Source organism: Lentzea sp. NPDC051213 (genome assembly GCF_044455585.1).
In the GTDB taxonomy this organism is placed as follows: Bacteria; Actinomycetota; Actinomycetes; order Mycobacteriales; family Pseudonocardiaceae; genus Lentzea.
Genome location: NZ_JBITEX010000002.1, coordinates 132,004 through 145,843, shown reverse-complemented (window position 1 = coordinate 145,843; position 13,840 = coordinate 132,004). Strand labels below are relative to the sequence as shown.

Sequence of the window (13,840 nt, the reverse complement as noted above, 5' to 3'; positions counted from 1 at the left end):
CGGCGTGCGCGGCAGGCGCGGCGTGCGCGGCAGGCGCGGCGTGCGCGGTGATCGGGGTGAGCAGGAGGATCAGCAGCGAGATCAGGATTCTCGTCATCCTGCCGATCCTCGCCACGACTCACGGCCCTGGCTACCGACTTTCGGCGCGAACCGCCGCTGCTACGCGGTCAGCCCGGCCAGCCGCCGCGCCGCCGCCGTCGCTACGCCGTCAGCCCGGCTAGCCGCCCTGCCGCCGCTACGCGGTCAGCCCGGCCAGCCGCCGCTGCTACACGGTCAGCCCAGCCAGCCGCCCGCTACCGCCGCTCGCGGACAACCCAGCCAGCCGCACCGCCGCTACGCGGTCAACCCCGCCAGCCGCCCCGCCGCCTCCCAGCCAACCCGGCCAGCCGCCGCTACGCGCCCAACCCAGCCAACCGCCGCCCCGCCTCCGACTCACCCCACCGGAACCCGATCCGCCGAGACAACTCGACCGCCTCACCGTACGAGGCCCGAGCCTCAACCACCCGACCCGCCAACTCGTGCACCACGCCGCGGTCAAGAAGCACCCCGGCCTCGATCTGCCGGTCCCCCACCGACCGCGCCAGCACCAGGGCCTCCTCGCACAACCCGAGCGCGCGGTCCAGCGACCCGAGCTGGCGGTGCGCGTCGGCCATGTTCGCCAGCGCGTGCAGTTCGCCGGAGCGGTCGCCGCACGCGCGGAATGTCGTCAGAGTCTCCTCGTAGCACCCCAGCGCGGCCGGCAGGTCGCCCAGCGCGGCGTGCACCAGGCCGAGGTTCGTGCGGACGTACGCCGCGCCCTGCGAGTCCGCCAGCTCTTCGCGCAGCGACAAGGACTCCGACAGCGACGTGAGGGCCTGCGGCAGGTCGCGCACCCGCCAGTGCACGATGCCGAGGTTGTTCAGCGTCACGGCTTCGAGCTGCCGATCGTGCAGCTGCCTCGCCAGCGCCAGCGCCGCGGTCCAGTGCTGCTGGGCCTCGGCGAACTTGAAGCCGCGCTCGCAGGCGGCGCCGAGTTCCTTCAACGCCAGCGCTTCCGCGCGGAGGTCGCCGAGCGAGCGCGCGGCCTCCAGGGCGAGGACGTTCAGGGCTGCCCAGTCCGCTACCTCGGAGCGGCGGCGGAAGTACCAGGACAGGCCCGTCGCGAACGCGATCGCGTCGGCCGGGGAGGCCTGGTGCGCGGCGGCGATCAGGTTGTCGCGCTCCTCGGCCAGCCAGAGGTCGGCCGGGTTGTCCGCCAGGGCTTCCAGGTAGTGCTTGTGCAGGCGTTCCAGCGCCATCGACCGTTCCTCGGCGGATTCCGAGCCGCGGCACCGCTCCCGCGCGAAGAGCCGCAGCAGGTCGTGCAGGGCGAAGCGGCCGGGCACGGGTTCCTCGACTAGGTTCGCGTCGGCCAGTTCCGCGAGCAGCTCCTCGACGTCCGGCACTTCCGTCAACGCCCGTGCCGCCGCGACCGCGAAGTCGGGGCCGTCCATCAGGCCCAGCAGGCGGAAGACCCGTGCCACTGCGGCGGAACCCAGCTCCCCGTAGCTGACCTCGAACGCCGAGCGCACGGCGACGTCGCCCAGCTTCAGCTCGTCCAACCTGCGCGTCTCGTCGGCCAGCCGTGCGGCCAGCAGCGGCGCTGTCCACTGTGGACGCGCGGCGAGCCGGGCACCCGCGATCCGCAGTGCCAGCGGCAATCCACCGCACCAGCGCACGAGTTCGGCGGCGTCCTCGACCCGGCCGGCCACGCCGCTGAGCAGCTGGGTCGCCTCGTCCAGCGGCAGCGCGCCCAGCCGGACGTACGAGGCGCCGGACAGCGAGGTGAGCGGGCGGCGGGAGGTGATCAGCACCGCCGAGCCGGGTCCCGTCGGCAGCAACCGCTTGACCTGGCCCGCGGTGGCGACGTTGTCCAGCACCACGAGCAGACGCCGCTGCGCGGTGAGCGACCGGTAGCGCACCGCCTCCTCGTCGCCCGGCCGTTCGCCGAGCGCCCGCAGGAACCCGCTGAGCACCCGGTCCGAGGCGCCGTCGGAGAGGTCGGCGTAGAGCTGGCCGTCCGGGAAGTCGCGCGTGATCTCGTGCGCCGCCCTGACCGCGAGCGCCGACTTGCCGATGCCCGCCTGCCCGGTGATCACGCACACCGCGACCCGGTCCTGCCGCAGCTGCGCCTTGATCGAGTTCAACTCACGCGCGCGGCCGGCGAAGGTGACGACGTCCGGGGGCAGCTGCCGGATCGCCTGGGCACCAACGGGTTTCGCGCGCAGGATCTCGGCCTGCCGCCGCCGCAACGACTCCCCCGGCTCGACGCCCAGCTCCTCGGCGAGGGTGCGCCGGCACTCCTGGTAGGCGGCCAGCGCCTCGGCCGGCCGGCCGGCGCGGTGCAGCGCGACCATCTGCTGCTCGCGAAGGCGTTCGTTCAACGGATGCTCGCGCACCCACTCGTTGAGGTCCGCGACGATCTCCACGTGCCGCCCGAGGTCGAGCTCGGCCTCGGCGCACTCGACCCGCGCGGCCAGCCGCTGCTCCTCCAGCTGGGCGATGACCCCGCGCAGGAGCCCGGACGCGGCCAGGTCCGCCAGCGCGGGCCCGCGCCACAACGCGAGGGCCTCCCGGTACCGCTGCGGGGTGCGTTCTCGCCGTGCCACGTCGAGCAGTTCGGCGAACCGCGTGAGGTCCAGCTCGGCGGGATCGATCGACATCAGATAGCCGGGCGCCCGCGACAGCAGCCGCGAGCCGACGATCTTGCGCAGCTGGTAGACGTAGACCTGAAGGTTCTTCAGCGCGGTCTTGGGCGGCGCGTCGTCCCACAGCACGCTGATCAGCCGGTCGACCGCCAGCACCCGCCCCGGCTGCGCGAGCAGCAACGCGAGCACCGCTCGTTGTTTGGGCGGCCCAAGGCTCAGCCGTACGCCGTCATCGGCGTAACACTCGACCGGCCCCAGCACCCGGAACTCCACAACACCTGATCGTAACTACCAGACGCATACCGAACACATGCCACGCGCCAGGACGTTTGCGCCATGACGAAAACCTCACTGGCGCTGATCGCGGCATTCGGCACTTTGGCCGCTGTCGTGTCCCCCGCCCAGGCGGCCGAGCCCTACTCCGAGAGCCCGTCGGCCTCCCACGCCGTCCGTTCGGCCGATGGCTACGACGTCGTGGTCGGCGGCGTGAAGAGAGCCACGGTCAGGGTCAGCGATCCCGCGTACACAGTCCGCACGACGTCCTCCGCCGACGGCGCGCAGGCCGCCGTGATCTCCGACTTCGACGGCACGAAGGGCACGTCCCTGCAGACCGTCGACCGCTACGGAAAGTCTCGTTTCGTGGCCGGCGGCGCCATCACGTCGGCCGTCTTCCACGGCTCGACGCTGGCCTACGCCGACGGCGAGACCGTGGTGGTCGACGGCAAGCCGGTCGGCAAGCTCAAGGGCCGCGCGCCCGAACTGCTCGGCTTCACCTCCGACGGCACCGGCCTGCTCGCCGTGCAGCACCCGGCCGCGGCTGACGAGAGCACGTACGTCGGCTCGCTCGTCCGCTTCGACCTGACCTCCGGCGCGGCGAAGCCGTTGATCTCGAGTGACTCCACCGCCCTGTACCGCGACTTCAAGCTCGTCGACGTCAAGGGCGAGCGGCACGTCAGCTTCATCAAGCACAACGAGATCTACCGCTGCGGCGGCGCCGAGCCGCAGTACCTGGGACTCGCCACCGAGAACGGCGACGTCCGTTCGCTGATCGGCGAGACGCGCCACCACTACCGAGGCGCGGTGTGGAGCACCGACGGCGCCCGCGTCGCGTACGAGGTCATGGGGTGCGTGTCCGACAAGACGCTCGGCCCCGACCAGTTCGCGGGCTTCAACGGCGTCTACGTCCAGGACCTGGCCACCCATCGGGCTTCCCGGGTCGTCGAGGGCCTGTCGTTCAACTACGCGCTGACCGGCATCGAGGGTGGTGACGCCGTTCTCGGCAGCCCGCAGCGCGGTCGTGTGAAGGCGTCCGGGCTGTCCGCCGCCTCGCTGGACGGCGAGGTCACCACGATGGGCCGCCTGAACCGCGCCGAGTACATCCACCAGCTGTGGGACACGCGCAACGACTTCAACGGCAACTCCTCCTGCGGCCCGACCAGCGCGGTGATCGACCTCGTCACCTACCAGCTGCCCAACCAGTTCGGCGTGCAGGTCGCACAGCCGACGTCGCACTGGTCGAAGTGGGGCCGCTACATCACCGACGAGTTCTCCAACCGCGGCACCACCTTCAACCGCACCATGAACGACTGGTCCCGCACCGGCAGCTGGAAGGGCGCGCACGGCTGGATCACCGGCTACTTCTGCGGCGGCAACCCGGCCCGTCCCTGCGCCTCCTGGGAGTCCGAACGCGACTTCCTGGCCCGCAACGGCGCCGCCGTCCAGCAGGGCAACTTCACCCCGGCCCAGGTCCGCGCGTTCCTCGACCAGGGCAAGTTCGTGATCATGAGCGGCACGTGGGGCTCGACGTCCGGCCACCTGTCCGTGGTGATCGGCTACCACGACAACGGCCAGTTCTACGTCCACGACACCTACGGCGCGGGCACGGACGGCAGCTACGACGGCGCGAACCAGCTCTACAACTGGGGCTACATCGCACCCGTGCAGATGTGGGCCGCCTAACTACTTGACGGATGGCGTCAAGAACTTGCTATCGTCTGTCAAGTGGCGACCACCCCGGAACACGTGGACCTGCGGGACGACCTGGTCCGGCTCGTGACGAGCCGCCTGCTCGACCCGCTGGAGATCCTGCTGCCGCAGGCCGACCTCGTCGGCCTGCGGTCTTCCGTCTCCGCCGACGCGGAGATGTGGGCGGCCCAGCTGCTCGGCGACGACGACGCGCTGGCCAAGCAGGTCGCGATCCGCCTGATGACTGTTCTCCACCCCGGCGACACCCCGTTCGATCCGCCCGACGCGTGGTGGAGCACCCCGCTCGGCCGCGTCGCCGCACGCCGCGCCGGACACCCGAGCAAGGAAGGCGTGTCCTTCGGGGTGGCGGGCGCGATGCTCGGCATCACCCGCCAGGGCGTGCACGACCTGGTGAGCCGCAACAAACTCGCCCGTCATCCCGACGGCGGCGTCACCGTCGACTCCATCCGCGCCCGGCTCCTGCTCAGGAGAGACCAGTGATCGCGGTCAGCGAGTTCGTGACGACGCGGTGAGCAACCGGTCCAACGCCCGCCGAGCCCGGTCCGGCGCCGCGCTGTCGCGTTCGAGCTGCAGGAAGTGGTTGAGCGCCAACATGATCCCGACCACCTCGTAGATCAACTGGTCGACGTCCACGTCCCGCGCGAGATCGCCGTCGTTCACCGCGCGCCGGATGTGGACCCGCAAGTCGCGCCGCCACAACGCGTTCATCCCGGCCAGCGCGTCCCGCACCGGCCCGCTCCGCCCGTCGAACTCGGCCGTGGCCGCCGTGAAGAAACAGCCGCCTGGCAACACGTTGCGCTCGAGGTACGACACCCAGGCCTCGCAGACCGCCCGCAGGTGCGGCAAGCCGGACGGCGCCTGCCTGACCCGCCGCGGCACCTCTCGTTCGAAGACCTCGGCCGCCTGATCGACCACCGCGAGCTGCAGACTCTCCTTGGTGCCGAAGTGGCCCAGCACGCCGGCCTTGCTCATCCCCATCTCGAGCGCGAGCCGGCCGATGGTCAGCCCCTCGAGCCCTTCCGCCGAGGCGATCTCCAGGCTGCGGTCGAGGATGCGCTGCCGCGTTTCACGAGTCTCGGCAACAGATCGGCGTGGGCTCACCCACGCATCCTAACCCTTTAGCTACCGACCGATCGGTTGCTATATTCGCCGGGTCGTCGCCTGGTAGAAGGAGCAAGCCTTGTCCGGATCCCGTGTCGTAGCGCTCGGCCACCACCAGCCCGAACGGGTGCTGACCAACGCCGACCTGGAAAAGATGGTGGACACCGACGACGCGTGGATCCGCCAGCGCACCGGCATCGCCACCCGCCGCATCGCCTCGGCCGACGAGTCCGTCGCGGACATGGCCGCTGCGGCCGCCGCCAAGGCACTGGCCGCCTCCGGGCTCTCCCCCGCCGACATCGGCCAGGTCACCGTCGCCACCTGCTCCGCGATCGACCGCTGCCCGTCGATCGCCGCCCAGGTCGCGAACCGCCTGCAGATCCCGGCCGCGGTCTGCTTCGACCTCAACAACGCGTGCGCCGGCTTCTGCACCGCCCTGGCCACCGCGGACCACGCCCTGCGCGCCGGTGCCGCCCGCCACGCCCTGGTCATCGGCGCCGAGAAGATGTCCGACCTGGCCGACTGGACCGACCGCAGCAGCTGCATCCTGCTGGGCGACGGCGCGGGTGCCGCGGTGATCAGCGCCTCCGACGACGCCCTCATCGGCCCGGTCGCCTGGGGTTCCGACCCGACCCGCAACAACGCCGTGCGACTGGTCGACGCCTGGCAGCCGCGCTTCGCCCAGGAAGGGCAGGCCGTGTTCCGCTGGGCCACCAGCGAACTCCCCGCCATCGCCGCGCAGGCGTGTGAACGGGCGGGCATCGCCACGACGGACCTCGCCGGGGTGGTCACGCACCAGGCGAACCTGCGGATCATCGAGGCCCTGACGCGGAAGCTGAAGCTGCGCGACGACGTGGTCATCGCGCGCGATGTCGTGGAGTCGGGAAACACTTCGGCGGCCTCGGTGCCGCTCGCGCTGTCCAAACTGGTCGAGCGCGGGGAACTTCCTTCTGGCCGGCCGGTTCTGCTGTTCGCGTTCGGCGGCGGACTCTCCTGGGCGGGCCAGGTAATCACAACCCCCTAACGCGCGCCCCCACCGGCCTTCCCTGATGGCGCGAAAAGCACGTTCGGGCCGCTAGATGGCCCGAACGTGCTTTTCGCGCCAAAAAAAATTGGGGGGAAGGCCGGTGTGGCGGCTCGGGAGCCCGCCGAGCCGCCACACCGTCGGTGACGCACGAGAAAGGAAATCAGTGCACCGGCGCGGGTACGAGCGCATCGCCGCGTGACGTCATCGGTCCGCCACCTGGCCACGACAGCGACGTCGGAGTTCGCTCGTCACCGCTTGCCCTGTACCGGCACACTGATCCTCCTCACCCTGTTAGGGCCTCGCGCGTCCTCCGCCCACTCGCACCATCTCCGGCCTCGAACGTGAATGCCGCCGCCGCTGCAATGGCGGGGACATCGACGACGAGACGGACGGGGGAACGGATGATGCGCGGGCGGCGACCGGTTCGGGAACCGGAATCTGAGTGGTGGGAAGAACCTCCGGCGCGGCTGCCACAGCGGGCTCCGGCTCGGCCCACACCGGGGTGTTCGTGTCCACCTGGTTCTGCCGGAAGAGTTCCGGGGTCTCGGTGATGATCTTGCCTGGGGACTCCAGGCCCACGATGCCGACGAGCTTGCCGTCGGCGATGAAGCCGGTCAGCCCGTTGACGTCCGTGGTGTCGGTGCCCAGCACCGGCAGACCGGCACCCTGGACCCGCATGCCGTACTGCTCGGTCCAGAAGCGCGGGACCGGCGTGTAGGTCTTGGCGTGGTTGCGGCCGACCAGCAGGTTCTCGGCCGCGGCGCGACCGCCCTCGACCGCGTTGAGCCAGTGCTCGACCCTGCGCACGACGCCGTTGAAGCGCATGTTGGGCCAGCGGGCGACGTCACCGCAGGCGACGAGGTTCTCGGCGCCGACCACGTGGTTCGTGGAGTCGCACAGCACGCCGTCCGAGATGTCCAGGCCGGAGCCGCGCAGCCAGTCGACGGCCGGCGAGGCGCCCACGGCCAGCACGACGCAGGAAGCGAAGAAGACCTGGCCGTCCGAGAGGTGAATGCCGATGCCGCCGGGCTGACGCACCCAGTGCTTGATGCCGACCCCGGTGGCGAGGCGGACACCGTGCTCCACGTGGGCCTCGGTGATCTTCTTGCCGATGTTGTCACCGACGACGCCGCCCAGCAGCTGCGGCGAGCGCACGATCAGAGCCACGTCGCGGCCCATGTGCCGCACCGAGCAGGCGAGCTCGCAGCCGATGAACCCGCCGCCGATGACAGCGACGAGGCCCTGCGACTGACGGATGTTCCTGCGGATCGCGACCGCGTCGTCCAGCGTCCGCAGCACGTGCACCCGCGGGTCGTGGCGCGGCGCCCCGCCCATCGCCCTGGCGTCGACGCCGGTGGCGATGATCATGCCGTCGTACTTGATCTCCTCGCCGCCGGGCACCCAGACCGACTGCTTCTTCGGGTCCAGGTGCAGGGCCGGGGAGTTCAGCCGCCACTCGGCATCGAGGTCGCCGGAGAACGACAGCAACGAGTCGTCGGGCGTCCACTCGCCGGTGATGATCTGCTTCGACAGGCACGGGCGGTGGTACGGGAGGTGCCGCTCGGCGGACAGGATCGTGATCTGCCCGTCGAAACCCATCTCCCGCAGCCGTTCCGCGGAACGGACTCCTCCGAGTCCGCCGCCGACGACCACGATCCGTTCGCTCACTTCACTCGCTCCCTGATCTCGATCGCGCGCATCGGGCACGCGCGGGCTGCCGCTCTGGCCTGGGCGAAGTGCTCCTCAGGCGGCCGGCGGTTGTAGGTCAGGCGGTTGTCTTCGATCAGCTGGAAGACGTCCGGGGCCTCCGCCTGGCAGGTGCCGTAGCGGTGGCATTTCTCGTTGTTGACGCTCACGTCCATCGCGTCGCCCTCGCCGACGCCGGGTTCTTTGCCGCGCTCGGAGTCGAGCATGCCGATGCGCATCAGCACTTCGGGCGGCAGGAACCGGGCCAGGGCCAGGGTCGCGGTCGGGACGAGGACGGTGAGGCCGGCGAGCCACAGCACGGACAGGTTGCCGTTGGCGATGGCGCCGAACCAGGAGTGCACCACGGTGATCGTCACCGCGATGTACGCCGTTTGGTGGAACCTCAACCACTTGCGGTAGAAGACTTTGTGCCGCATGGAGGCGAGCACGGCGATCGCGAGCATGACCTCGAGGCCGAGGATGCCGAGCGCGTGCCGGAACAGGCCGCCGTCGACGAAGGGCAGGATCAGCTTGATGAAGCTGAACGTGCCGGTCTGGATCAACGTGAAGGCGAACGCGTGGACCATGCCGAACGCGATCGCCAGCGAGGCGAGCACCATGTGCCCGTTCTTCAGTCCCTCACGGCCGGTGAGCTTCTCGGCCCATCCGGTCGCGATCAGCACGCCCCAGGACAAGGTGGCGCACATCAGGACGTAAGCCAGCCTGGCGGAGATCTGGGCCATCTTCTTGACCCCCGAGTCGAACTCGGACGCCTGAGCCACCAGGAGCGGAATCTGGCTGGACAACAACACTTCCTCCGATAGAGCTCTCGCGGGAACCCGCCCGGTCCTGTCGTGCAGGAGTGGACACATCAGGGCCGGGCGGGTGGGAACAGGTCCGCGTTGGAGTGCCTCTGACCTTGGGACACCACCTCCATTCCCGTTGACACAACGGGGTCTTGCAGACTCACCGCACCGGTCGTCGCGGGCGGAGTACTCGGAGCAGGAGGACCGTGAGGACCGCTCCCGCCGCGGTGACCGTGAGGATCACCCACATGTTCGGCCCCTCGTTGGAGGCCAAAGTCGCGTTGATGATGCCGCCGGCTGGCACGGGTTCGGCGAAGGACTGATCGCCGGCGATACCTGTGCTCTCCAGCAACGTCATGTGCTTCATCACCACGTCGATGCCGGCCTGCGCGAACCCGCGGATGGTGTCGTTGCGGGTCTGCGAGCGCACCTTCGCGACGAACATGAAGACCTGACCGTGCGCGGCCCGCAGCCTGGCGACGAACGCCTGGTCGAACGCGTCTCCTTCGAGACCGTTGATCTCTTCCATCCACGACTGCTGCGCGGGGTTCGGCACATCAGGAGTGGTCACCCCGAGCTGAGCGGCTGTCTTCTTCGTCAGCGCGTCCAGCATCATGTGGTCGAGCATGATCATCTTGCCGATCTGCTTGACCCTGGGGTTCGACGCCTTGGTGGCGGTGAGCTCACCCATCGGCATTTCCCACAGGCCTGCCTGGCGCACCTTCACCAGCAGATCGCGGTCGTTCGCGGTCATCGGACCCGTAGGCGTGTCCTGTACTCCTCCGGTGTCCGCGGGCTGGGCTTGTGCCGCCATGACGGACCCACCGGCGAAGAGGAACAACATCGCCAAGACGGTGGCGAGGGCTCTGGTCATCGTCTTGATGTCCTCGTTGTTCAGTGGAAGTCGATAGGATTCAAATGGAATTCGTGTGATCAAAGGCTCAGTAACCGGGCGAGCCCGACGATGGCGGCGCAGGCGGCGGTGCCTGACCGTTGTTCGGGCTGGGGGACGGGCTCGGCGTACTGCTGCTCTTGCTGTTGTTCTGCGCTTTTCCGCCGGTGATCTTGGCGCCGTTGGGGGCCGTGGCGAACCACGTTCCGCCCTTTCCCTGCCCCTTCATGTCGCCGGCGGCCTTGTCCTCGTTGAAGGTGTACTGCGGCCATCCGGCGATGGTCAGCTGCTTGGAGCCGTCCGACCTGGTCACGGAGCCGATGGTGATCGGGTCTACCCCGGTCGCCATGGGCGCCTTGTCCGCGAGGACCGGCTTCCAGGCCTTCGCGCAGTCGCCCTCGCAGTTCGACTTGGACGGCTTCGGGGTGTCCTTGTCGTACCGGTAGAGCGGGAGTCCGTCGCCATCGGTGACGAACCACCCCATCTGGTCGGTGTTGGCGATCAGGAGGAGCATCGACCCGCTCAGATCAGCGGGTTTCGCCTGAAGACCGCCTGTTGCGGACCCACCGGCGGGAGTCTGGGTGCTGCCGCATGCGGTGAGGGAGAGAGCCAGTGCCGCCAGGGCGGTGATGGCTGGTCCACGTCGCATCGGCAGGTCCTTTCTCGGCGGGGGTACCGAGGAGTACGGACACGATCCGGCAACGGTTCACGAACTTCGCGAGGAATATTTGCCTCTCGACTTGAGACGCTTCATAGGGCAAGGATGTCCACCGTGGCGCGGCATAGACGTCAACGTGAGTTAGACGAACAATCACCAAGACCGGGGTCTCTCGAGGAAGAGTTGATCCGTCGGCTGTACGAGGAATTCGGGAGCGCACTGCTCGGACACTGCATGAGGTTGACCGGCCATGATCGTCAATGGGCCGAGGACATCGTGCAGGAAACCCTGGTCAGGGCATGGCGCAACGCCGAGAAACTCGAGCGTGACCCCGTGCTCTTGCGGTCGTGGTTGTTCACGGTGGCAAGGCGGTTGGTCATTGACGACAGACGTAAGAGAAGCGTCCGTCCGCAGGAGTTCGAACTGACCCCTTCGGACGAGTCGCCGTCCCGTGGTGAGGAGGATCGCACCCTCGCGGCGATCGTCGTCGCCGAGGCCATGAACGGTCTCTCTGAAGAGCATCGGGAGGCTATTCTCGAGACATACCTGCGGGATCGCACTGTCGGCGAGGCCGCGGCGGCACTGGGTGTGCCACCGGGAACGGTCAAGTCGAGGGTGTACTACGCGCTCCGTGCGTTGCGGCGTGCGTTGCACGATCGGGGAGAGACGCGGTGACAACGGCACCAGATCACCTCGACGTAGCCGCCTACGTACTCGGCATCCTGGATGCCGATGAGGTGGAGGCGTTCGAGAACCACCTGACCGAATGTCGGCGGTGCGCTCTTGACCTGCGCGACTTCGCGGTGGTGCCGGACCTCATCGACGAAGCCGACGCGGGCGGCATGCTGCGCGGAACAGCTCCGGAACGTCCGGACGGCAAGTCGGTGCGGGTCATGCTCGATGCGGTTGCCGCGCGCAGGCGGCGCCGACGCTGGTTCGTCGCCCAGGGTGTCGCGGCCGCCGCCGCCGGCATCGTGGCGGTGACGGCTGTTGCCACGACGCTGATCGTGCGCAACGACGGCGGTGGATCGGGCCAGGCCGGGTCACAGAACCCCAGCACGACGACGTCGCAGACGCGGGTCGCGAACAACCAGACCGACAGCTCCATGAAGGTCGAACAGCAGGACCCGAACAGCGGTGTCTTCACGAAGATCACCGCTTCCGACGAGCCGTGGGGCACCTCGATGGACATCGAGGTCAGCGGCATGAACGGGCCGGGCAGAGGATCGCTCGTCGCCGTCGGGCGCGCGGGCCGCGTCGCCCAGGTCACCTCCTGGTACGCACCGGAACCGGTGGCCGGCGACAAGAAGACGATCCGGCTGCAGGCGAACGTCGCCATGCGCTGGCACGAGATCGCCACGTTCCGGATCGTCGACGAGAACGGCAAGACCCTGCTCGACGTCGTCGCTTCCTGACGACCCGCAGGACCAGGCACCGAGAACCCACCGTCCGCCGCGACGGTGGGTTTTCTGGTGTGCGGAACTGCCGATCCTGGATCCGTGAGATCCTGTGGGTGTTGTCGGTTCTTGGGAGGCTGTGCACGTGGCGATTGGCCCGTCAGTGGTCGAGCGTTGGCTCGATCTGTCCACAGAGGAGCTGCGCGCTCAGGTCAGCAAGCTCGTGAGCTCCCGGCTTGCGGATGATCACGCTGTGTGGCAGGCGATTCGGCGTCATCCCGCGCTCGTCGCGCGCATTCGCGGCGTCCTGTCCGGACTCCTCGCGTCCGCGGCCGGCAGCAAGGACGAGGCCATGCAGAAGGTGTGGATCTCCAAGGCCCGCGCGGCTTTGGACCAGCCGTATGTGGCCCCGGTGAAGGCCGCGCGCAAGCCCGCCGTGAAAGAGGTGAAGGTCGAGGAGCCAGAGCCGGAACCGGTGTTCGACCTCAAACAACCGGAACAGGCGAAGCAACCGGCCAAGCCGATCCCGTCGATGCTCTTCCAGGAGCCCAGCTAGGTCTTCACCACGTCTTTCGGCGCTCAGCAGGGTGTGCCTCACGGCACCGGCCCCGCGCCCACGGACAACCGGTACGAGGACACGGGGCCGGCGCCGCGATGCACCCGTCTGACCGGCGAAACACGAGGCAAAGACTGGAGGTCGCGGCACTGATGATCGTTCTCGGAGCGTTCACCTCGCTGTCAGGTCTGCTGATCCTGCTGCTGCGCAACGCCCCGCTGGGCGGGCTCAGCCCCGCCGTCGTCGGCTGGGTGATGATCCCGCTCGGCCTGGTCTTCGTGGTGCTGGGGATCCTGCGCAACCGCCGCAAGCGCGCACTGAAGGGACCCGGCCCGGTCGGCAACCCGATCCAGCGCGCGAAGGCGTTGCCGAGGTTGTGGAAGGTCTGGCGCAGCGGCAAGTACCCGGAGCTGCCGCGCAGCCAGGTCGTGCTGTGGGCGGTCGGGCTGCTCTACCTGGTGTCGCCGATCGACCTGGTGCCGGAGCTGTTGCCGGTGATCGGCGTGACCGACGACGCGGGTGTGCTCGTGTGGCTGCTCAGCAGCCTGTCGGTCGCCTCAGGGTCGTTCCTGCGCTGGGAGAAGGACCATGGCGACCCGAGTCCCGGGATCGAGTCCCCGTGAGGCCTCCTCGCGCATGATCCCGGCCAGGCCGGGCGACGCCTGGGCGACGGCACGGAAGCCGAGGCGCTCGTAGTACGGCTCGTTCCACGGCACGTCGCGGAACGTCGTCAGCGTCACCGCGCGGCCTTCCTTCGTCACGTGCTCGATCAACGCCGCGCCGATTCCCTGGCGCGCGTGCGACGGGTGCACGCTGACCTGGTGGACGTGCGTCGCGCCGTCCACGTCGTCGATCGCGATGAACGCCACGGGCACGCCCGGCGACCCCACCGCGACCCAGACCTCGTGCTGCGCCAGTGCTTCCAGCGACATCGGGTCGTCGTCGGCGATCTCGGGCATGCCGACCTCGCGGAACGGTTCCCCGGAGGCAACTTCGATCTCCTGGAGGTACGGCAGTTCGGCTGGTTGGGCGAGACGGATCAACACGCCCGCCATCCTGGTAGGT

The 13,840-nt window shown here is 69.1% G+C and carries 14 protein-coding genes; 7 read left to right on the top strand and 7 right to left on the bottom strand.

The features are described from left to right. Positions 1-392 precede the first annotated feature (392 nt). Positions 393-2,939, bottom strand: coding sequence for a BTAD domain-containing putative transcriptional regulator (locus ACIA8G_RS07495; protein ID WP_396417490.1), 2,547 nt, complete (start codon positions 2,937-2,939; stop codon positions 393-395). A 63-nt stretch (positions 2,940-3,002) separates the two neighbouring features. On the opposite strand from ACIA8G_RS07495, the gene ACIA8G_RS07490 reads away from it, so the two are divergent. Together ACIA8G_RS07490 and ACIA8G_RS07485 are read left to right on the top strand one after the other, a co-directional pair. Then, positions 3,003-4,625, top strand: coding sequence for a C39 family peptidase (locus ACIA8G_RS07490; protein WP_396417488.1), 1,623 nt, complete (start codon positions 3,003-3,005; stop codon positions 4,623-4,625). Between the two features lie 42 nt (positions 4,626-4,667). Then, the gene (locus ACIA8G_RS07485) at positions 4,668-5,132 is read left to right on the top strand and encodes a hypothetical protein (protein WP_396417486.1); all 465 of its coding nucleotides are present in this window, start codon (positions 4,668-4,670) and stop codon (positions 5,130-5,132) included. 6 nt (positions 5,133-5,138) lie between these two features. Here the strand turns inward: ACIA8G_RS07485 and ACIA8G_RS07480 are convergent, their stop codons facing one another. Further along, complete coding sequence (locus ACIA8G_RS07480) at positions 5,139-5,753, bottom strand: TetR/AcrR family transcriptional regulator (protein WP_396417484.1); 615 nt, start codon at positions 5,751-5,753, stop codon at positions 5,139-5,141. 79 nt (positions 5,754-5,832) lie between these two features. On the opposite strand from ACIA8G_RS07480, the gene ACIA8G_RS07475 reads away from it, so the two are divergent. After that, positions 5,833-6,777, top strand: a complete 945-nt coding sequence (locus ACIA8G_RS07475; RefSeq protein WP_396417482.1) for a beta-ketoacyl-ACP synthase III — start codon at positions 5,833-5,835, stop codon at positions 6,775-6,777. A 294-nt stretch (positions 6,778-7,071) separates the two neighbouring features. Here ACIA8G_RS07475 and ACIA8G_RS07470 read toward each other — a convergent pair whose 3' ends face one another. From ACIA8G_RS07470 to ACIA8G_RS07455, 4 genes are all read right to left on the bottom strand, one after another. Continuing rightward, the gene (locus ACIA8G_RS07470; RefSeq protein ID WP_396417480.1) at positions 7,072-8,448 is read right to left on the bottom strand and encodes an NAD(P)/FAD-dependent oxidoreductase; all 1,377 of its coding nucleotides are present in this window, start codon (positions 8,446-8,448) and stop codon (positions 7,072-7,074) included. Beyond that, positions 8,445-9,272 (bottom strand): 4Fe-4S domain-containing protein, encoded by an 828-nt coding sequence (locus ACIA8G_RS07465; protein ID WP_396417479.1) that lies wholly within the window; start codon positions 9,270-9,272, stop codon positions 8,445-8,447. Before ACIA8G_RS07465 ends, ACIA8G_RS07470 begins: the two co-directional genes overlap by 4 nt. Positions 9,273-9,432: 160 nt before the next feature. Further along, positions 9,433-10,146, bottom strand: coding sequence for a DUF4142 domain-containing protein (locus tag ACIA8G_RS07460; RefSeq protein ID WP_396417477.1), 714 nt, complete (start codon positions 10,144-10,146; stop codon positions 9,433-9,435). A gap of 67 nt (positions 10,147-10,213) precedes the next feature. Then, a complete protein-coding gene (locus tag ACIA8G_RS07455) occupies positions 10,214-10,813 on the bottom strand; it encodes a hypothetical protein (RefSeq protein WP_396417475.1) in 600 nt (199 codons plus the stop codon). Between the two features lie 114 nt (positions 10,814-10,927). Between ACIA8G_RS07455 and ACIA8G_RS07450 the strand changes: the two genes are divergently transcribed. From ACIA8G_RS07450 to ACIA8G_RS07435, 4 genes are all read left to right on the top strand, one after another. After that, the gene (locus tag ACIA8G_RS07450; RefSeq protein WP_396417473.1) at positions 10,928-11,497 is read left to right on the top strand and encodes a sigma-70 family RNA polymerase sigma factor; all 570 of its coding nucleotides are present in this window, start codon (positions 10,928-10,930) and stop codon (positions 11,495-11,497) included. Then, positions 11,494-12,237: an anti-sigma factor family protein gene (locus ACIA8G_RS07445; RefSeq protein ID WP_396417471.1), complete on the top strand. Its 744-nt coding sequence runs from the start codon at positions 11,494-11,496 to the stop codon at positions 12,235-12,237. Before ACIA8G_RS07450 ends, ACIA8G_RS07445 begins: the two co-directional genes overlap by 4 nt. Positions 12,238-12,364: 127 nt before the next feature. Then, on the top strand, positions 12,365-12,775 hold the full coding sequence (locus tag ACIA8G_RS07440) for a hypothetical protein (protein ID WP_396417469.1): 411 nt from the start codon (positions 12,365-12,367) through the stop codon (positions 12,773-12,775). A gap of 152 nt (positions 12,776-12,927) precedes the next feature. After that, positions 12,928-13,398, top strand: a complete 471-nt coding sequence (locus tag ACIA8G_RS07435; protein ID WP_396417467.1) for a YkvA family protein — start codon at positions 12,928-12,930, stop codon at positions 13,396-13,398. On the opposite strand, the gene ACIA8G_RS07430 is transcribed toward ACIA8G_RS07435, so the two are convergent. Beyond that, complete coding sequence (locus ACIA8G_RS07430; RefSeq protein WP_396418666.1) at positions 13,333-13,818, bottom strand: GNAT family N-acetyltransferase; 486 nt, start codon at positions 13,816-13,818, stop codon at positions 13,333-13,335. The genes ACIA8G_RS07435 and ACIA8G_RS07430 overlap by 66 nt on opposite strands. Positions 13,819-13,840: the final 22 nt, after the last annotated feature.

What these genes read in the sequence shown, in the direction of transcription:
- ACIA8G_RS07490 (WP_396417488.1), top strand. Translation starts at nt 3,003, where the DNA reads ATGACGAAAACCTCACTGGCGCTGATCGCGGCATTCGGCACTTTGGCC.
- ACIA8G_RS07460 (WP_396417477.1), bottom strand. Translation starts at nt 10,146, where the DNA reads ATGACCAGAGCCCTCGCCACCGTCTTGGCGATGTTGTTCCTCTTCGCC.
- ACIA8G_RS07455 (WP_396417475.1), bottom strand. Translation starts at nt 10,813, where the DNA reads ATGCGACGTGGACCAGCCATCACCGCCCTGGCGGCACTGGCTCTCTCC.
- ACIA8G_RS07450 (WP_396417473.1), top strand. Translation starts at nt 10,928, where the DNA reads ATGTCCACCGTGGCGCGGCATAGACGTCAACGTGAGTTAGACGAACAA.
- ACIA8G_RS07435 (WP_396417467.1), top strand. Translation starts at nt 12,928, where the DNA reads ATGATCGTTCTCGGAGCGTTCACCTCGCTGTCAGGTCTGCTGATCCTG.